28 protein-coding genes are annotated in these 14,742 nt (G+C 68.2%); 5 read left to right on the forward strand and 23 right to left on the reverse strand.

All coding sequences use genetic code 11. From position 1 onward, the window contains the following. Positions 1-265 precede the first annotated feature (265 nt). The 12 genes from ACFWHU_RS34645 to ACFWHU_RS34700 form a co-directional block, all read right to left on the reverse strand. Entirely contained in the window at positions 266-457 is a 192-nt protein-coding gene (locus tag ACFWHU_RS34645; protein ID WP_387229935.1) for a hypothetical protein, read from the reverse strand. Next, positions 454-942, reverse strand: a complete 489-nt coding sequence (locus tag ACFWHU_RS34650) for a hypothetical protein (RefSeq protein ID WP_387229937.1) — start codon at positions 940-942, stop codon at positions 454-456. The genes ACFWHU_RS34645 and ACFWHU_RS34650 overlap by 4 nt, the downstream gene beginning before the upstream one ends. After that, a complete protein-coding gene (locus tag ACFWHU_RS34655; protein ID WP_387229939.1) occupies positions 942-1,190 on the reverse strand; it encodes a hypothetical protein in 249 nt (82 codons plus the stop codon). Before ACFWHU_RS34655 ends, ACFWHU_RS34650 begins: the two co-directional genes overlap by 1 nt. Positions 1,191-1,209: 19 nt before the next feature. Continuing rightward, positions 1,210-1,383 (reverse strand): hypothetical protein, encoded by a 174-nt coding sequence (locus ACFWHU_RS34660; protein WP_387229941.1) that lies wholly within the window; start codon positions 1,381-1,383, stop codon positions 1,210-1,212. 37 nt (positions 1,384-1,420) lie between these two features. Then, positions 1,421-1,936, reverse strand: coding sequence for a hypothetical protein (locus tag ACFWHU_RS34665; RefSeq protein WP_387229943.1), 516 nt, complete (start codon positions 1,934-1,936; stop codon positions 1,421-1,423). Positions 1,937-2,030: 94 nt separating this feature from the next. Then, positions 2,031-2,786, reverse strand: coding sequence for a hypothetical protein (locus ACFWHU_RS34670; protein ID WP_387229945.1), 756 nt, complete (start codon positions 2,784-2,786; stop codon positions 2,031-2,033). 3 nt (positions 2,787-2,789) lie between these two features. Beyond that, the gene (locus tag ACFWHU_RS34675; RefSeq protein WP_387229947.1) at positions 2,790-3,152 is read right to left on the reverse strand and encodes a hypothetical protein; all 363 of its coding nucleotides are present in this window, start codon (positions 3,150-3,152) and stop codon (positions 2,790-2,792) included. Continuing rightward, the gene (locus ACFWHU_RS34680) at positions 3,149-3,544 is read right to left on the reverse strand and encodes a hypothetical protein (protein ID WP_387229949.1); all 396 of its coding nucleotides are present in this window, start codon (positions 3,542-3,544) and stop codon (positions 3,149-3,151) included. The genes ACFWHU_RS34675 and ACFWHU_RS34680 overlap by 4 nt, the downstream gene beginning before the upstream one ends. Further along, a complete protein-coding gene (locus tag ACFWHU_RS34685) occupies positions 3,541-4,104 on the reverse strand; it encodes a hypothetical protein (RefSeq protein WP_387229951.1) in 564 nt (187 codons plus the stop codon). The genes ACFWHU_RS34680 and ACFWHU_RS34685 overlap by 4 nt, the downstream gene beginning before the upstream one ends. Then, positions 4,101-4,766 carry a hypothetical protein gene (locus ACFWHU_RS34690; protein ID WP_387229953.1) on the reverse strand — a complete coding sequence of 222 codons (666 nt, stop codon included), beginning with the start codon at positions 4,764-4,766 and terminating at the stop codon, positions 4,101-4,103. Before ACFWHU_RS34690 ends, ACFWHU_RS34685 begins: the two co-directional genes overlap by 4 nt. Before the next feature lie 197 nt (positions 4,767-4,963). Next, positions 4,964-5,242, reverse strand: a complete 279-nt coding sequence (locus ACFWHU_RS34695) for a hypothetical protein (RefSeq protein WP_387229955.1) — start codon at positions 5,240-5,242, stop codon at positions 4,964-4,966. Between the two features lie 228 nt (positions 5,243-5,470). After that, the gene (locus ACFWHU_RS34700; protein ID WP_387229957.1) at positions 5,471-5,866 is read right to left on the reverse strand and encodes a hypothetical protein; all 396 of its coding nucleotides are present in this window, start codon (positions 5,864-5,866) and stop codon (positions 5,471-5,473) included. A 118-nt stretch (positions 5,867-5,984) separates the two neighbouring features. On the opposite strand from ACFWHU_RS34700, the gene ACFWHU_RS34705 reads away from it, so the two are divergent. Continuing rightward, entirely contained in the window at positions 5,985-6,518 is a 534-nt protein-coding gene (locus ACFWHU_RS34705; RefSeq protein ID WP_387229959.1) for a hypothetical protein, read from the forward strand. A gap of 60 nt (positions 6,519-6,578) precedes the next feature. Here ACFWHU_RS34705 and ACFWHU_RS34710 read toward each other — a convergent pair whose 3' ends face one another. Both ACFWHU_RS34710 and ACFWHU_RS34715 read right to left on the reverse strand, forming a co-directional pair. Continuing rightward, positions 6,579-7,208, reverse strand: a complete 630-nt coding sequence (locus ACFWHU_RS34710; protein WP_387229961.1) for a hypothetical protein — start codon at positions 7,206-7,208, stop codon at positions 6,579-6,581. Positions 7,209-7,277: 69 nt separating this feature from the next. Then, a complete protein-coding gene (locus ACFWHU_RS34715; protein ID WP_387229963.1) occupies positions 7,278-7,823 on the reverse strand; it encodes a hypothetical protein in 546 nt (181 codons plus the stop codon). Between the two features lie 415 nt (positions 7,824-8,238). On the opposite strand from ACFWHU_RS34715, the gene ACFWHU_RS34720 reads away from it, so the two are divergent. Further along, a complete protein-coding gene (locus ACFWHU_RS34720; protein ID WP_387229965.1) occupies positions 8,239-8,499 on the forward strand; it encodes a hypothetical protein in 261 nt (86 codons plus the stop codon). A gap of 17 nt (positions 8,500-8,516) precedes the next feature. Here ACFWHU_RS34720 and ACFWHU_RS34725 read toward each other — a convergent pair whose 3' ends face one another. Continuing rightward, positions 8,517-8,750, reverse strand: coding sequence for a hypothetical protein (locus tag ACFWHU_RS34725; RefSeq protein WP_387229967.1), 234 nt, complete (start codon positions 8,748-8,750; stop codon positions 8,517-8,519). Between the two features lie 195 nt (positions 8,751-8,945). On the opposite strand from ACFWHU_RS34725, the gene ACFWHU_RS34730 reads away from it, so the two are divergent. Further along, positions 8,946-9,167 carry a hypothetical protein gene (locus ACFWHU_RS34730; protein ID WP_387229969.1) on the forward strand — a complete coding sequence of 74 codons (222 nt, stop codon included), beginning with the start codon at positions 8,946-8,948 and terminating at the stop codon, positions 9,165-9,167. 39 nt (positions 9,168-9,206) lie between these two features. Here ACFWHU_RS34730 and ACFWHU_RS34735 read toward each other — a convergent pair whose 3' ends face one another. The 3 genes from ACFWHU_RS34735 to ACFWHU_RS34745 all read right to left on the reverse strand — a co-directional run bounded on the left by ACFWHU_RS34735 (position 9,207) and on the right by ACFWHU_RS34745 (position 10,218). Beyond that, a complete protein-coding gene (locus tag ACFWHU_RS34735; protein ID WP_387229971.1) occupies positions 9,207-9,662 on the reverse strand; it encodes a GntR family transcriptional regulator in 456 nt (151 codons plus the stop codon). A gap of 70 nt (positions 9,663-9,732) precedes the next feature. Then, on the reverse strand, positions 9,733-9,879 hold the full coding sequence (locus ACFWHU_RS34740) for a hypothetical protein (protein ID WP_387229973.1): 147 nt from the start codon (positions 9,877-9,879) through the stop codon (positions 9,733-9,735). A 135-nt stretch (positions 9,880-10,014) separates the two neighbouring features. Continuing rightward, positions 10,015-10,218 (reverse strand): hypothetical protein, encoded by a 204-nt coding sequence (locus ACFWHU_RS34745; RefSeq protein ID WP_387229975.1) that lies wholly within the window; start codon positions 10,216-10,218, stop codon positions 10,015-10,017. A 174-nt stretch (positions 10,219-10,392) separates the two neighbouring features. On the opposite strand from ACFWHU_RS34745, the gene ACFWHU_RS34750 reads away from it, so the two are divergent. Both ACFWHU_RS34750 and ACFWHU_RS34755 read left to right on the forward strand, forming a co-directional pair. Continuing rightward, positions 10,393-10,593 carry a hypothetical protein gene (locus ACFWHU_RS34750; protein WP_387229977.1) on the forward strand — a complete coding sequence of 67 codons (201 nt, stop codon included), beginning with the start codon at positions 10,393-10,395 and terminating at the stop codon, positions 10,591-10,593. Positions 10,594-10,735: 142 nt separating this feature from the next. Continuing rightward, positions 10,736-11,140, forward strand: a complete 405-nt coding sequence (locus ACFWHU_RS34755) for a hypothetical protein (protein WP_387229979.1) — start codon at positions 10,736-10,738, stop codon at positions 11,138-11,140. Between the two features lie 141 nt (positions 11,141-11,281). On the opposite strand, the gene ACFWHU_RS34760 is transcribed toward ACFWHU_RS34755, so the two are convergent. The 5 genes from ACFWHU_RS34760 to ACFWHU_RS34780 all read right to left on the reverse strand — a co-directional run bounded on the left by ACFWHU_RS34760 (position 11,282) and on the right by ACFWHU_RS34780 (position 14,614). Next, positions 11,282-11,659 carry a hypothetical protein gene (locus tag ACFWHU_RS34760; RefSeq protein ID WP_387229981.1) on the reverse strand — a complete coding sequence of 126 codons (378 nt, stop codon included), beginning with the start codon at positions 11,657-11,659 and terminating at the stop codon, positions 11,282-11,284. 41 nt (positions 11,660-11,700) lie between these two features. After that, on the reverse strand, positions 11,701-11,886 hold the full coding sequence (locus tag ACFWHU_RS34765; protein WP_387229983.1) for a hypothetical protein: 186 nt from the start codon (positions 11,884-11,886) through the stop codon (positions 11,701-11,703). Between the two features lie 18 nt (positions 11,887-11,904). Beyond that, positions 11,905-12,072 carry a hypothetical protein gene (locus tag ACFWHU_RS34770; protein WP_387229985.1) on the reverse strand — a complete coding sequence of 56 codons (168 nt, stop codon included), beginning with the start codon at positions 12,070-12,072 and terminating at the stop codon, positions 11,905-11,907. A gap of 563 nt (positions 12,073-12,635) precedes the next feature. Next, positions 12,636-14,156, reverse strand: a complete 1,521-nt coding sequence (locus ACFWHU_RS34775) for a hypothetical protein (RefSeq protein WP_387229987.1) — start codon at positions 14,154-14,156, stop codon at positions 12,636-12,638. A 239-nt stretch (positions 14,157-14,395) separates the two neighbouring features. Beyond that, a complete protein-coding gene (locus ACFWHU_RS34780) occupies positions 14,396-14,614 on the reverse strand; it encodes a hypothetical protein (protein ID WP_387229989.1) in 219 nt (72 codons plus the stop codon). Positions 14,615-14,742 lie beyond the last annotated feature (128 nt).

Genomic DNA, 14,742 nt, shown 5'->3' on the forward strand with positions numbered 1-14,742 from the left:
GGGTGCGCATCGGGCGTATTGGTGGCCGCAGGAGGGGTTGCGGTATGGGAGGGGCCCGGTGGTGCGGTGAGCGCAGGTACGCCCGCCTACGGGGGACGTGAGGCGGGCGTACGGCGTTGCGGCCACCGTGGTGACTGCGTCCCGATGGGGTCCGTACCGCCTGGGGGGCGAGTCCGGGGCACCGGGGGTGAAGCGTGCCGGTGTCGCGACCAAGTGACATTCCAGCCACGAGCAGTGTGCCACGAGGGACTGACAATGCGCCCGGTTATGCGGGGACCCACGCGCCTTCGCCGTTTACCGTCATGATCGTCCCGCACTGGGGGCACTTGTCCGGCGGGGTTTCGGTGTCGGACGGTGTGACCGTGTACGGGCAGGGCACCTCGGGGAGGTGCAGCACCTGGCCCCGTTCGGTGACGAGCACCGCTGACGCGGTGTGGTGGGTCACCTGCCCGCTCACGTCCTGGGCCTCCAGTCCCCGACCGTCTCAACGCGGATGTAGTCGGCGACCATGGACGTGCCGCACTGCTCGCACACACCGACCGCCTGTGGGGCCCCGACGGTACTGACGTCGACAACGGAGTCGTGCTCGCAAGGGGGAACGGGGGCGGTGTTGAGGCAGTCCGCGAGGGCTCTCATTGCCGCCGCGAACTGGTGGTCGCCGAGCTTGCCGTCATCCAGGGTGAGGTTGGCAATGTCGTCGGCGTAAATCCGGGTCGCCTCGACTTCGACGAGAGTCACGGACGGCTCCCGCCAGTGGGCTCCGCCCCAGGGGTGCCCGGTGTCGAGTTCTACGGCCACGATGGGGAAGTCGCCGGCGTTGATGGTGATGCTGGCGCCATTGATGCGTCCGCTGATCGTGTCGGTGCCCACGGTGACATGCAACCGAGGGTCGCCGGGGATCTGCCGGATACGAACCTCGGGCCGCGCTGAGAACTTGGGCATCAGATGCTGTCCTCCCGTTGGGCACGTCGCATGATCTGGTCGACTTGCCGGCCGATCTCCTCGGCGTTCGCGGGGTTCAGCACTACAGCGATCCGCATCGGTGCGGCCTTGGGGCGCACGCCGCGCGCTGCGTGGCAGAACTGCGCCACGCCTTCGCCGATTTTGTTCATGGCGGTCTGCATGCTTGTCGCGGCGGTCAGGAATGCCGTGCACGGGTTGGGGCGGGGTGTTTCCTCGGGAGGGGCCATGTGTCCATGCTCGCCTTGATCACCCGGTTCGTTCCCCCGGGTCCGGGTCGTCGAAGTCGCCTTCCTCGCGCTGCGCGATCTCCAGCCGCATGTGGTCGACCCAGTTGGCCGGTACGTGAACGGGCACGTTGTCGCTGCGGCACGCCTGGGTGACGATGCCGTGGCACCGCCAGCAGCACCAGCCGACCTGCACCAGACCGCCGGTGGGCGTCGGTTCGTCTGCGCGCTACTCAGCGTGCCAGGAGTGATTCGGCGACCTGCGCCCACATCTCGGCAAGCTGCCGAGCGCCGGTGGACAGCTCGGCGTGTTCGCGGGCTTGGGTGCGCTCCGTGCTAACTAGATCGCTGGAGAAGGGCTTCCGGGCCAAGTCTCGGGCTGCGGCGAGGTGGTGTTCCGCCTCCTCGTGCTCCAGGACGGCACGGTCGGCCCAGTGCACAGCGCGGTCCTGGGCTCGGAGGTGCTGCTCGCCCGCCCAGTCCTCGCGGCTCTGTTCGTTGCTCATGGTCACCATCTCCGTGAGGCTCGGGGCTGCTTGACCGACGTGCGGTTCGTCCACTTCGCCCGCGAGCAGGTAGTCGATGCCCTTCACGGTCTCCCACACGGCGGCGTGCTCGGGGTACAGCTGGAACGCGTCGCCGCGCTCACCCAGAACGCTCTCGGTCAGGCCGGTGGACGCGATGAGCTGGGCGCGCTGGGCGCGGAGTTCGGTCGGGGTCGTCTTGATGACGGTGGGCATGTCAGGCATCAGAGGTCCTTCCGGTGCCGGGCGACCCAGATGGCGCCGGCGAGGAACGCGACTGCGGACAGGGCGGGCAGGATCAGCCCCACGACGCGGCCCATCAGACCGGGCCGGTGTCGAGGTCGCCGATGACGAGCCGGAGCCGGGCACGCTGCGGAACAGGCTCCCGGCCGGGGGTGGGCCAGTCGTCTGCACGAACCCCGTACACCTTCGACGGCTCCCAGGACCGGTCGCGCTTCCACTCGGCCGCTTCCTTGTACAGCCGCGCCCAAGCCTGCTCCTGACCCTCGGACATGAGGTACGAGGTGATGAGTCCGCCTGCGTTCGGGATGGGCTCCGGTCCGGGATTGGCGACGCGTTCAGCGTGAAGGGCGCGGCCCCACGCTTCGTGACGGCGGCAGTACCAGACGGCGGTGAGCCACCCCGTGTCCTGGTCCACGGTGTAGTCGTGTTCAACGCCGTGCTGTCCGCAGAGTCCGTCCCGGCGGATCATCGGCGCGGCGCACTGCCTCGTCTCCCAGCCGTCACGTTCGATCTCGTAGCGGGGGCGGTCGGCGTACAGCAGGTCCGCCAGGCGGGATTCCTTCCGTGGGCCGGGCCCGTACTCTCCGAGGATCTTTGATGCGCGGTCCCGCCATCTGGCACGGTTGCCTTCGGCGTCGTACCGCTCGGGGTCGCGTGCTGACAGCCATGCGAGGAGCAGGATGAGTTCGCGGGCTTGGGGGGTCATTCGGTCGTCTCGGTAGACCCTGGCGACGAGGGCGTCGTAGCCGTCTCCGGAACCGCCGCCCCCCTTGCGTCGGCGTTTCCGTACGGGCATCTGCTGGACGTGGGCGAGGTGCAGAGCTGCTCCCATGGGTCACGCCTCCTTGGTGTCGCGGGTGGGCCACCACTCGTCGTGCGCGTCCATGCGGCACATCGCGCACAGCCCGTCGTGGTCCGTCGTCGCGTCGCAGTCCCGGCAGTTCGCGACGGGCCGGATGTCCTCCGGGGGTTCCTGGCCGAACAGGTCGGCGATACAGCCGGGACAGAAGCCGGCAGCCCTGGGGACGTTGACTGCGGTGGTGATGGAGGTCTCGGGGGGTACGACGGCGAGGCGGTTGCAGCCGGTGGGGGCGAGGTGTCCAGGGAGGGGTGGACCGAACGGGGAGGGGAACATATGCCGGAGCGTGGGGTCGGCGTCGGCGTACGGGGATGGCGGGTTCGGGGTCACGGTCGTCACGGGGCGGTCCCTTCGGTGGTTGTGCCATCCAGGGCGTCCAGGAACGGCTCCCACGTGTCCCGCATCGCCACGGCGCACTCGTACAGCCACGCACGTACGGCCGTCTCGTCGTCATCGGTGACGTTGATACCGACGGAGCACAGCAGCGCCTTGCGTTGCAGCACGAAGAACAGCACCAGTTCGTCAGGGCCTTCATCCCGCAGGTCGGGGTCAGGTTGGCGTGTCCACGAATGCCAGTCCCACCGGATGAGGAGGTTCTGGTCGCGGTCTCCGGTGCAGAACAGCGTCTCGGTGAAGTCGGCCCATGAGTCGCACAGGGTGTGCAGGCCGGTTTTGAAGTAGTTGCCTCGCTCGCAGTAGTACGGGTGGTCGTGCTCCCAGAGGTGCTTCACGGGGCGGCCCCCTCGTTGGCCTCGGCGGCCGGGGGCGCGTGGTACGGGCAGTCGGGGCGCCGTTCCCAGCCGCTGATTTGGTCGACGGTGTCGTCCGGGTCGCAGTAGCGGGTCACGCCGTCCTGACGGACGAACGGTGCACACGAGCAGTCCGGGGCGCCGAAGACGACACCTGCGGCCTCGGCTTCTGCGACGGCCCGGTCCCACTCCGTCGCAGACTGTCCACCGGACCGGGCGGCGGTGAGGGCGGTGAGCGTCGGGCACGGCCACGGAACCCATCCGCCACTGATCTGGTTGCAGTGCGCGCAGTAGTCCGTGGTGCCGTCCCCGGCGAAGCGGTACTGCTGATGCAGTTCGGTCACGCGCGCCTTGGCGGTCCGGGCCTGCTCCAGCTCGGCGCGCAGGCGGCCGGATTCCTTCTCGGCGAGCTGGCGGCGGGCCATCTCCTGCCCGAGGTGGAAGTCCGCGTTCTCCCGGATGCGCTCGGAGGCAGCCAGCTCGGCACGCAGGCGGGTAATGATCCCTTCCGCCTGGCCGCGTTCGGCGCTGGTCTCGGTCATCGGTGCACGTCCGCTGCGATCTCGTTGAGGGATGTGTAGTAGTCCTCTTCGCGCGCCCGCTCGCTCTCCTCGAACGCTTCGGCGGTGCATCCGTCAGCGGTGCAGGGCCACGGGTCGACGAGCCTGCCGACGGTCCCGCCGTCGGGGTCGGTCGTGTCCGGATCGGCTTCGACGATGTGTTCGCCGTGCTGGCACCAGACGCCCCATTGGGCGTTCGGGTCGACGTGGGGGTGGAGGAACTCGATGGGCTTGCCAAGGGCGCGGGCGTACGCGATCTCGGCCGTGGTGGATGTTCCGATGCGCGTGCCGACGATCACGACCCGGTCCGCGAGGCGGATCTTCGCCTTGTGTACGGCGTCCAGGCGGCGCTTCAACGCCTCCGCGTCCTTCGGGTCCGCCCAGAGTTCGTGCGGTTGCCGAAGGTTGCACCCCAAGGACAGGACGATGGCCGACGGGGTGTCGTTGCTGCCTGCGGTGAGGCGGAGGTTCGTCTCGGTGAACTCGTCCATGAACTCGGTGCTGCCGCAGAGGACGACGATTTCGGGCTCGTCTTGTACGGGGTCGGGGCCGCATTCGGGTGCGGGGCAGTTGTCGCGGGTCCCGGTGTGGGTGGTGGGGGCGCCCATGGGGTCGTTTCCGTAGTGCGTGATCGGGCCGGTCATCGGGTGGCCTTTCGGGTTTGGCGGGCGCGCATGCGTGCGAGGCGTTGCGCGGGGGTCGGGGGTTCCCACTGGTGCAGGCCGCGGGATTGGACCCAGGTGTAGCCGTGGTGGCCGTGGTCGTCTCCGCACCAGCGGCAGCCGTCGGGGTTCGGCGCGGTCCGGTGCCGGATACGGGTACGGATCAGAACGGACACGACTCATCCCGTCAGTTCGTGGGCGACGACAACCGGGTGCGGTTCCAACGCGATCCAGTCGCATCCGCCTTCGAGGTGGAGCGCACCGTCGTCGTCCTGGCGGGCGTCGTCGATACCGAACCGGGCATCAAGGGCTTGCGCTTCCCTGACGAACGCGCCTCGGGCGAGGTCGCGGTCAAGGTAGACGCCGATGATGGTGCCGCCTTCGTGCAGTTCGCCGCTGGAGAGGATCCACACGGTCGGTCCGGCGACTGTCGGCTGCTTGAGGTCGGGGAGGTTCATGGCGGCTCCTGGGAAGGGTGCTGTACCAGCGTGACGCGGATTCGGTCGCGCGTTGCCCCTGGTTTTGCGTGTGGGCCCCGCCGCGCGGGGGTTGTCGCGGCGGGGCCGGTGTGGGGGCTGGTGCGGCTCCCACTTTACTCTTTGGGTATGGCTATAGCAATACGTATCGCGTTGTGGGCATGCAAAAGGCCCGCAGCGCCAGCCACGGGCCCCAAGTAATGCGGTCGGTCAGGCGTCGTCGTCCTCGAACTCCGGCATTCCCGTGGTGTCGAGGCCCATCGGAGAGCTGGCGTTGTGCATCCGCTGGACCGCGTCGGTCAGCGCGGCAGCGGCGGCCACGGCGTCCTCGCGGGCCAATACCAGCTCCATCACCTTCGCGTCGGCGTCGCCGTTGCCGTCGATGCGGACGCGCCCGTGTTCGTGTGTGCGCATCACGGGGCGGGCGGACTGCTCGACGGCCTGCCCGAGCATCTGGACCAGGTAGGAGAGGTTCCCGAGCGCGTCGTAGGCGTGACTCGGGAACTGCCAGTCCTTCACGCTCGCGTTGCGGGAGGCGTGGTTGAAGGCACGAACGGCGTCGCCGGCGTCGGACAGGTGCTGGGCGGGGGTCTTGGGGTCGGTCATGGGGTGAATCCTGCCTTGCGGGACTGACAGCCGACCCGAAAACGGGTCAGGCCGCCCCGTACACGCCTACCGTGAACCTGAGGGCCATCCGGCCCCGCCGCACCACCGGGGAGGCCCCATGCCGTCACAGACCACCGCAGACCACCACCCCGACTACCCGCCGAAGACTCCGCCGCCGCCGAAGAAGCCCATTTCCCCGCCACGCCCCGACACCGGTGGTGGGTCCTCCGGGCCCGGCACGGTCGCGGCGACCGGCCGGCGCGGGGTCGCGATGCGGAACCGGCGCGGAGTCAACTGGCCCATGGACAACGCGCCGTGGACGACGGCGAAGGCGCGGCGCCGGGTTCTGGTGCAGCTCGCCGAATGGGGGCATCGGTTGTCCGACCCGGCGGTCGAAGTCACCTCGCGGGTCGTGCAGCTGGTCGTGACGGCCGCGCTCGCCGACGAGTCGAAACGCATCAGCGTCCACCTGACGGATCAGGACGAGCAGGCGTGCATCCTCGCCCTGTCCCACGGCACCGACCTGACCGCAGGCTACGCCCCTGGCGGGGACCGGGTGCTGACGGAGCTCGGGACGCTGCCGGTCGTGTCGTCATGCGGCACGGACATTGCTCCGGACGGTCGCCGCATCTGGGCCGTCGTCAACCTCTGACCCCGGGCACGCGAAGACCCCGCCGACGGGAGATCGGCGGGGCCAGTCAGCAGGGTGGGCCTAGAAGTTGCCGTTCGCCATCAGCTCGCCGGCCGCGTCGTACACCGTGACGAGCCCGTTCTCCGAGTCCTTCCAGTCCGCGAACGCCGACGCCAGGAGCTTCGCATCGCCCTGGTTCGGGCTCATGATGCCGCCCTTGTAGTCGGTGTAGACGTCCGCCGCGTCAAGGAAGTCGTTCTGCTTGTCGGCGCCCTGGACCTTCGTGACGTGCTTGGCCGCGGCCTTCTCCGGGCCGGTGCCGTTCTTCGCGACGAACGCCTTGAACTCCTCGGCCTGGGACAGTTCCTTCTTCGGCTTGTCCGCGGGCTTCTCCTTCGCGGCGTCGTCTGCGGGCTTGGCGTCGGCCGCCTTGTCCGGTGCGGCGGTCGCGGTGTTGGAGCCGGTGTCCTCACCACCGCCGGAAGCAATGCCGCCGATGATGAAGACGGCGACGACCGCACCGATGACGGTGAGGACCTTGTGGCGGGCGACCCACGACTTCTTCTTCGGCGGCTCGGGCTGGTACGGCGGGACCGGCTGGTACGGGGCTTGCGGGGGGCTGTACTGCTGGCTCTGCGGCTGTGCGCCCCACGAGGACTGCTGCGACGGCTGGTTGGGGTTCTGCGGGTTGTGCGGGTACTGCTGCGACATGGGTTGTCTTCCTGATGGATCGGATGGGTCAGGGCGGTGCCGTGGGGGTGGCGGTGCTTGTGGGGGCGGTCAGCCCAGGGAGCCGGCGAACTCGCCGGCTTCGGCCTCCGCGGCGGAGAGCTGAATCTTCCCGCGGTGGGAGATCTCCACCTGGTAGAAGTCTTCGCCGGTCGGCACGTCGCTGACGGAGATGTCGAACGTGCACGAACCCGCACCGTCCCACTCGGAAAGGACGAGGGAGTCGGTGGCGATGATGGTGCCCGCGGCGTCGTACACGGTCACGGAGGTGCCCATGGCGATGTCGTCGAAGCCGCCGGTGCCTTCGCAGCCTTCCATGCCGTCGCTGACGGCGCCTTCGGTGAGGGTGAACTCGCCGGTCAGGTCGAACGTGGCGGGGTCCGCGGCGGCCGTCTGGTTGCCGGTGAGGGGCCAGGTGTTGCCGTCGGCGGTGGTGATGGCCCAGGCGGCTGCTACGGCTGCGGCGCCGGCGAGGAATCCGATGGCGGCGGTGGTGATGGTGCGCCGGCGGGTGGGCTTGGCCGGGTTGTTCGCGGTGTGCGCGCCTTGCGGGTCGGTGGGGGCCGGTGGTTGGGCCGGCGGGTCGGGAATGGTCACGGGGCCTCGTATCCGGGGACGGGCCGGGTGGTGGGGGCACGGCGGCGTATGTAGGTGAAAGGTGGGACACCTGTGGGGGTGGGATGGTTGCGTTGCTGGGGGTGCTTTGTGTAGCGGGTTTTGCGTGTTCTGGCGGGCCGGGGTGCGGCTGGTTTGTGGTGCGTGTCGAACACTAGCTCATGGGTATGGCTATAGCAATACTGATCATGGGGTGGGTGGATCCGAGCCCGTATGAGCGTCGCGAGACCCGAAGTCCCCTGCCCGGCCGCAGACTTCCCACCGCGGGCACACCGGGTACGCCAGGCACACCGGGCGGGACTGGTGAGGCTGCACGGGCAGTGAGCGGGGACCAAACACCCGTACGCCCCCGCGGACGCGCTCCCCGGCCCCGTGACCCTGACGGACCGTCGGAAGCATGAGCGATACCGGGGATGTGACGTGCGCGTCCGGATGCGACACCACCGGACCCGCAGAGACGATGCTCGAGCTCGAGGGCGGCATGTACCAGTGCGCCGAATGCACGGGGGCGGCCATTGCCCGCGAGGACCCCGACGAGGCGGCACCGTACGAGGTCGACTCGCTGCCGCAGCTGGACGGTGACCCGGATGAAGCCGCGCACCGCGGTTCCAGGCGCCGTGAAGACCCAGGGGAAGGGGCCAGCGCTGCTGCGGCCTGACCCCTGACCGCGGCGGGTCATCCGCCGGGGTTGATGATGCGGTCCTTGTGCTTGATCAGCACGGTTTCCACGGCGTCCCCGTACTCGTCGTGGCTGAGTTCCTTGCACTCGGGCTCTTTCGACACGTCGCTGATGTTGTCGGCGAGGACGTTGCGTTCGAGGAGGTCCCGGCAGTCGGCCGCGGTGTACTCGGGGCCGCTCGAGCAGCCGGCCAGGGTGAGTACGGCCAGGAACGCGGTCACGGCGGCCACAGGCGCCGTTCTGCGGGTGTTTCGGTGCATGAGGGCCCCCAAGGTCGGATGAGCGCATCATCGGGGCTTTGAGGGCCGTACGGGGGCGATGTGACGGAATGGTGACCTGCCGTCAGTCGCCGGTGGAAGGAACGCAGGGCCCTAAGCAGGTGTGGCACCGCCCTCCGTTGATCCGGCCGTGCTGTGCTGGACCTCATGAGCACTTCACGCCCGACCCCGGAGTACGGTCTCCCCGCACTGCCGATCTCGTCTCCGGGATCACCCACGGCCAAGAGCACCGACTACGAGAGCTACCGGGCGCGGCAGGTTGAGTACATGGCGTACATCGCATCGCTGCCCCTTCGGCTGGCGATCGATATCTTGAATGAGCAGTACGAGCTGGACACGCTCCCCGACTACTGGAGGGACGACGAGTGACAGCAGTCGGCCTTGTGGCCGCCGTACGGCGAATCGCCGTCAGTTCGCGTTCGGGTCCGGCAACGCCAGGACGGTACGCGGCTTCCCCTGCCGGGTAGCCGACAGCAGGCCCGCGGCCTCGAGCTTGTCCAGGGCTTTGGACACCGTCGGCCTCGACATCCCGAACCGGTCGGACAACACGGTCGCACTGGGGAACAACGCCCCGACCTCGAGTTCGTCCAGGGTGATGACTTCGGCCAGGCGTTCGTGCAGGGGCCGACGGTCAACGGGATCGGTGTCGCGGATGATCCGCCACCGGCCTCCCGGTACAGGCTCGGCAACCCGCTCGTGTTTCAGGGTCCGGAACACCCGAAGGATCAGCCCGCGGGACACGCCGTACTCGGCCATGAGGTCCGCGACCGGCGGCAGTTCCGTCATGCCAGGGTCGGCTTCGATGCGGGCTTTGACCTGGTCGACGATCTTCAGGTAGGTGCCGCGGGGGCTGGGGTCCGGCACAGTTCTCCTCCGTCGTACGGCTACCGGCCAAGCCTCGCATGATCCGCCTGGGCGCGAGGCGTGGGGCCGGTCAGTCGTCGGGGGTGTAATTGAGCCCGCCGCAGAGGTAGCAGGTCCACTCGTCCGGAACGAGGTAGCGCTCCGTCCAGAAGCCGGTCGGCTTTCCCCAGACGGCGTTCTCGGCACCGCACCACCCGCAGGTGTATTCGAAGTCCACGAGCCCAGCATGGCAGCGGGCCGTGCGCACCGCCAGGACACAACAACACCCCCGAACCAGACCAGTTCGGGGGTGGTAGCCGCTCAGCCATCCGGGGCGTTGACCTGTTCGTACACGACGACCTGACAGGCTCGATCAGCCCAGCGACTTCAGGATTTTCCGGAACTTCAGGACCCGAATGAGTCCGCCACTGATGGACCAGGTGAAAGAGTCGCGGGTGGGGGAAGGCGTGTTCTGCCACAAGCCGATCACGACCTTGCTCTTCTCGGAGAGGTCGTACAGGGCGGCGATCTGCGCGTCCGTGAGCGCTTTGTTCACCGTGTAGATGAGGCGAGGCATGCTTCAGTCCCTCCTTTTGGTCGTAGCAGGGTACGGGGCCCTGTTGAGTGCTGAGGGCGGCGCGGTCTGGGGAGTTGCCGTTCTCGAGCGGCGCCGGCCCCAAGGCGGGCCAGGGGGAGTAGTCAGCGGCGCGGCAGTGCCGGTGCAACCGGCCCCGAATGCCACGATGCGAAAATGAGCGCTGCCCAGGAGTGCAAGCACGGACCTGACTACTACTGCTGGCTCTGTACCGATCCGGCGCAGCTGGACTGGACGGTCACCGTGGTCCGCAAAGTACGGGTGCCGTGGGAGGACGAACCAGAGCTCAAGCATGACTGCTCGGACGACAACGGCGGGGCGTGTGATTGGGACTGCCCCCGCTTCGTCGATTTCTGAGCCGTGCAGGCGTGGGCGCCGCTGCGTTTGGCCAGCAGAACGCCCCCGACCGAAAGTTGGCCGGAGGCGTCGGAGTGTCACCCCTATCGCGCTCTGGGAAACCTCCAGCCTTGGTGTCACTATCGCCAACTGAGGGAACGCTATGGCCACGCTTGAGTACGCCTCCGACATCACCCCAGAGGACGTCAATGCCGCTCTGGCCTGCGTGTCCCGGCACGCCCTTGCCGAGGAGGCCGGCAGCCGTCCCGCAAACCTCGCCCTCAGCGTGTACACAGTCGCCCACTCTCTTGGCGCGCGGATCCACACTCGGCTACGGCTCAACGCCGCCGGGCAAAACCGCGACACGATGTTCCAGCTGCGGGACGAATGGAATGACCTCATGTGCTGCGTCGAGCCTTGGCAGGGCCAGGCCCTTTTCAACGAGCAGCGATTCCGAACGGTTGAGCACATGAATGAGGCTGGTGCCGCCTTCCGTGCCTATGCCATCAGCCAAGCCAGGAGGTTTGCGGAAGGGTCCGCCGCCCCGCCGCCGTCGAGCCAGCCGTAGCGCGCGACCCGGCATGGATGTCCTCAACCTCCGCGGCCTGGACAGGGTGTCAGATCGGATTGGGCGCACTGCTGTTCGCGTACGCGCGCACCGCCCCCGAACCCTGGGGAGGGTCGGGGGCGGTGCGGTCAGAAGCATTCATCAGCAGTTGCGGCAGCGGGGGCCGTGGGCGATGCGGCACAGCTCGGCCGGGGTGAACCCGCCCAGGGTGCCTTGGTGGGTCACTTCGGTTTCCGTCACGCGGCCTCGTCCGCTGCCGTCGGGGACGTCGATTTCCCATCCGGTGGTGACGTAGCCCTGGCGGGTTTTCTTGATTTGGCCGACGGTCTTGATCCTTGCGCGCTTCGCAGCCTTGGCGTCCCGGCGGTTCTGCGCCGACTGGATCGCGGCGCGCTTGGCCTCCTTGAGTTCGGCCTGACGGGCTGCCGCTGCCCGTGTGGTGGCGGCTTGGGCTTGGCGGGCGGCGTAGCGCTCCTCTTCCGTGCTCACTTGGTCGATCTTGCGGCCGAACAGTCTCATCGTGCCTCCGTCGCGTTGGTGGAAAGTCTGGCCCGCCGTCGTCAGCAACTCGGGCAGTTCGGGCAGCTGTCGGTGAGCCGGTAGCCGTGGGGGCAGAAGGATTCGCGGGCGGCTTCGCGGCCGGGGTTGCGGAAGTCCGTGTAGTAGTCGGTGTACTCCTGAATGTCGGCGACGGTGACCTGGCCGGGGCCTTTCGGCTGGGCGGGGGTGGGGACGGTGCGGGCCATGGCGGTTCTCCTTCGGAGTCATGGGCCGGTTCGGGGGCCTTGGGTGAGGCCGGCGATGAAGGCCAGCTCTAACGCGGTCCCGAGGGCGGTCGCGGTTTCGGGGTCGAGTCGGCCGATGACGGCCAGGGCGAGGAGCAGGAGGGTTCGGGGCGGGATTTGGCCGTTGAGGGGCGTGTTCTCGGTCATGAGGGGCCTCGCGGAAGTGGGGTGATGGTCGGTCAGGCAGACTGACCATTCCGCGAGGCCCAGCTGGGTGGTGCGGGCGTGTCGCCGGCCTGCGAGGGGAACTTTCGCAGGGGACCCAACCAGGTCGGCGGCACATCTCCAACCTAGCTGTCACGTATGGCTATAGCAATACGCATGACGGTGTGACCTGAGCAACACATTGCCCCCGACCTAGAGTTGGCCAGGGGCGTGAACCCCAGGAAAATAACCTCGCACGCAAACCTCAGCCAGCGGTAGCAGAACTCTCCATGCAGATCTGGCAGACCCAGCAGAGCCACGGAACCGAAGACCCGACCGGCCGGAGATGGTCGGGTTCGGTCTGGTGCTGTGATCGCCAAACCGGTGCCAGACTCCGGGCCTCACAGTCTCCAATTCCATCGCCGGCGCCAGTTGCACGAAGGCGCACGCCGCAGCTGGCGCACTTTCCATAGGTCGTCGTCACCGTCTCAGCCTCGGACCTTCGGGCGGATGTGCGGCGGCGCGACACGTTTCCGTCACTCCGCCGCACCCGGCCCGGCGATCGGTCAGAACGGTGCAGACGTCGCGTACATGGCCTGCTGCTCCGGAGTGCCGTACATCGCGGCCTGCTCAGCACGGAGCCGGGCGTCCAGGGCGGCCTCCTCCTGGGCGCGCTTCTCCGCAGCAAGGTCCGCGTCCGACGGCCCGGCAGCAGGCTCCTCGTACGACGAGGCGTCAGGGTCCGTCCACGCCACGGCCACCGCAGCCTTCTCCCGGCACCTACGGCAGATACCGTCCGCCGGCGGCTCCCCCTTCGCGGACGCGGGGCACATCTTGCAGTCCCACCACACGGCCTGTGATGCCCTCGGGGAAGGCATCGGCACTGCCGGGGCCTCAGTGGTCGAAGACGCGTCCGTAGCGGCGTCCTGGCGCTCCTTGGTCCGGTCCGCGCGGCGGTCGACCTTCCGCATCTCGCACGCGCGACAGTCTCCCTCGAGGACGAAGTCGCGCCGGTCCTCGCACGTCAGGTTGCTGCACTCGGCAGTGTCCTCAAGCATCTGCGACAACGGCCCGAACGGCTGCTTCAGCCTCCCCGACGGCATCTTCGGCGTCAGCTCCCCGGCGTAGAACCGGGCCGCCCAGTACCGCTCCCAGCGGGGCATCAGCCGGTACCTCACCAGCTGCTCCACCGTCCGCTCGCGGGGTGTACCGGCAGCGAGGGCGGTGATGATGTCGGCCTGGATGTTGCCGGGGGTCTTGTCGCCGAGAGCTTGGTTCAGTTCGGCGGGCAGGAGGTCGCGTACGGCCTGTACTGCTTGTCGCTGCGCTTGGGGGAGTGGGGGGCTGGTTTTGCCGGACGCGGCGGAGCCGCCCCCTTCCTCGCGCGGGCTACTACCTGTGGTTTGCCTACGGCGTTCACCAGGGCTACGCCCTGAAAGGGCATCGCTCTCGTCTTCAGGCATTTCCGTGTCAGGAGAGAAAGTCTTATTCCTTATATGAGCACCCCCCTGACCGGGGGTCGGTCGACCGGGGGCCCCTGAGGGGGGTGTCGGTCGAGACCCTGACCCAGGGGTGCCGACACTCTGCCCGCCCACGTTTCCCCTGGTCGCACCGACACCCCCTCTGGGCGGGGCCGGTCGCCTCGCAGGCTCTCCAGGCGCGTTACGAGGGTCCAGGCGAGTCGGCTCCACACGGTGAGACTTGACGTTCCCCTCCGCGTAGATCTCCGCCACCATCGCCGCGATGTCCTCGCGCGTGAACGGGATGGAGTCCACCGTGAACGTCGTGAACCAGGACCCACCGCGCTTCTCGACCTCCTTGCCGTCCTCGGTGACAGTCTCGGTCGTCGCCCGCTGAATCTTGAACTTCACGACGTACGCACCGTCCACCAGGGACCGCATGGCCTTCGTGAGGGACTTCTCGCCCTCTTCGTACGAGCTGGCCAGGGTTTCCACCGTGACGTCGTCGCCGTCCTTCGCCCGGATCAGCCGCGTGAGCAGGCCGATGCCCAGGATTGATGGCAGACCGTCGATGGCCTTGTTGTCGATGGCGGCGAACTGGCGCGGCCGCGAGATGCGCTTCCTCACGCGATCACCCCCGGCGCGGCAGCGGCCATGAGGCGTGGACTTGTCACGGGACTCGTTACTAGTACTCTGCTCATGAGAACAGACCTGCTTTCAGCGGGCGGAGTGTTCTTCAGGCAGCGGGCCACTAACCCGCTGTGGTGCTTGAACGGCCGGAGTGAGCTGCGAACTCGCCGGCCGTTCGCGCGTTCTGGGTAAAACGCTATCGGGGAATCTGGCAGGTATTGCCCCAGGTATCGGGGTCATGACCCATCTTCTTTGCGGGGCTTCTTGTCCGGTCCGCGGCCAACGATCGGGTGCTTGCGGAAGAACTCCAGGAACGGCTCGGTCTCCATGACGTCCGCCCGTGCGATCTCCCAGTAGGGGTGGGGTCTGTCGAGGCCGAAGGGCCAGTCCGGGTGCTTGTACGCGATGCGCCGTACGCCTTCGCGGGTCATGTGGATGCACAGCCCCAGTCGCATGAGGAGTTCGGCTCCTGTGGCGAAGGTGACGACTGGTGGCTTTTCGGTGACAGTTCGTGGATCGCGGGCCTTCATCGGAGGCCCCGAGCGGATGAAACGGAACCCCGCACAGGCGCGAGAGTCACGCC

It is taken from the genome of Streptomyces sp. NPDC060366 (assembly GCF_042725135.1).
Lineage (GTDB): Bacteria > Actinomycetota > Actinomycetes > Streptomycetales > Streptomycetaceae > Streptomyces.

Excerpts from the sequence above, each read along its gene's own strand:
- ACFWHU_RS34690 (WP_387229953.1), bottom strand. The coding sequence starts at position 4,766 with ATGACCGGCCCGATCACGCACTACGGAAACGACCCCATGGGCGCCCCC.
- ACFWHU_RS34705 (WP_387229959.1), top strand. The coding sequence starts at position 5,985 with ATGCCGTCACAGACCACCGCAGACCACCACCCCGACTACCCGCCGAAG.
- ACFWHU_RS34745 (WP_387229975.1), bottom strand. The coding sequence starts at position 10,218 with ATGCCTCGCCTCATCTACACGGTGAACAAAGCGCTCACGGACGCGCAG.
- ACFWHU_RS34655 (WP_387229939.1), bottom strand. The coding sequence starts at position 1,190 with ATGGCCCCTCCCGAGGAAACACCCCGCCCCAACCCGTGCACGGCATTC.
- ACFWHU_RS34650 (WP_387229937.1), bottom strand. The coding sequence starts at position 942 with ATGCCCAAGTTCTCAGCGCGGCCCGAGGTTCGTATCCGGCAGATCCCC.
- ACFWHU_RS34780 (WP_387229989.1), bottom strand. The coding sequence starts at position 14,614 with ATGCGACTGGGGCTGTGCATCCACATGACCCGCGAAGGCGTACGGCGC.
- ACFWHU_RS34765 (WP_387229983.1), bottom strand. The coding sequence starts at position 11,886 with ATGGCCCGCACCGTCCCCACCCCCGCCCAGCCGAAAGGCCCCGGCCAG.
- ACFWHU_RS34730 (WP_387229969.1), top strand. The coding sequence starts at position 8,946 with ATGAGCACTTCACGCCCGACCCCGGAGTACGGTCTCCCCGCACTGCCG.
- ACFWHU_RS34770 (WP_387229985.1), bottom strand. The coding sequence starts at position 12,072 with ATGACCGAGAACACGCCCCTCAACGGCCAAATCCCGCCCCGAACCCTC.
- ACFWHU_RS34755 (WP_387229979.1), top strand. The coding sequence starts at position 10,736 with ATGGCCACGCTTGAGTACGCCTCCGACATCACCCCAGAGGACGTCAAT.
- ACFWHU_RS34685 (WP_387229951.1), bottom strand. The coding sequence starts at position 4,104 with ATGACCGAGACCAGCGCCGAACGCGGCCAGGCGGAAGGGATCATTACC.
- ACFWHU_RS34665 (WP_387229943.1), bottom strand. The coding sequence starts at position 1,936 with ATGCCTGACATGCCCACCGTCATCAAGACGACCCCGACCGAACTCCGC.
- ACFWHU_RS34760 (WP_387229981.1), bottom strand. The coding sequence starts at position 11,659 with ATGAGACTGTTCGGCCGCAAGATCGACCAAGTGAGCACGGAAGAGGAG.
- ACFWHU_RS34720 (WP_387229965.1), top strand. The coding sequence starts at position 8,239 with ATGAGCGATACCGGGGATGTGACGTGCGCGTCCGGATGCGACACCACC.
- ACFWHU_RS34695 (WP_387229955.1), bottom strand. The coding sequence starts at position 5,242 with ATGAACCTCCCCGACCTCAAGCAGCCGACAGTCGCCGGACCGACCGTG.
- ACFWHU_RS34700 (WP_387229957.1), bottom strand. The coding sequence starts at position 5,866 with ATGACCGACCCCAAGACCCCCGCCCAGCACCTGTCCGACGCCGGCGAC.
- ACFWHU_RS34670 (WP_387229945.1), bottom strand. The coding sequence starts at position 2,786 with ATGGGAGCAGCTCTGCACCTCGCCCACGTCCAGCAGATGCCCGTACGG.
- ACFWHU_RS34710 (WP_387229961.1), bottom strand. The coding sequence starts at position 7,208 with ATGTCGCAGCAGTACCCGCACAACCCGCAGAACCCCAACCAGCCGTCG.
- ACFWHU_RS34750 (WP_387229977.1), top strand. The coding sequence starts at position 10,393 with ATGAGCGCTGCCCAGGAGTGCAAGCACGGACCTGACTACTACTGCTGG.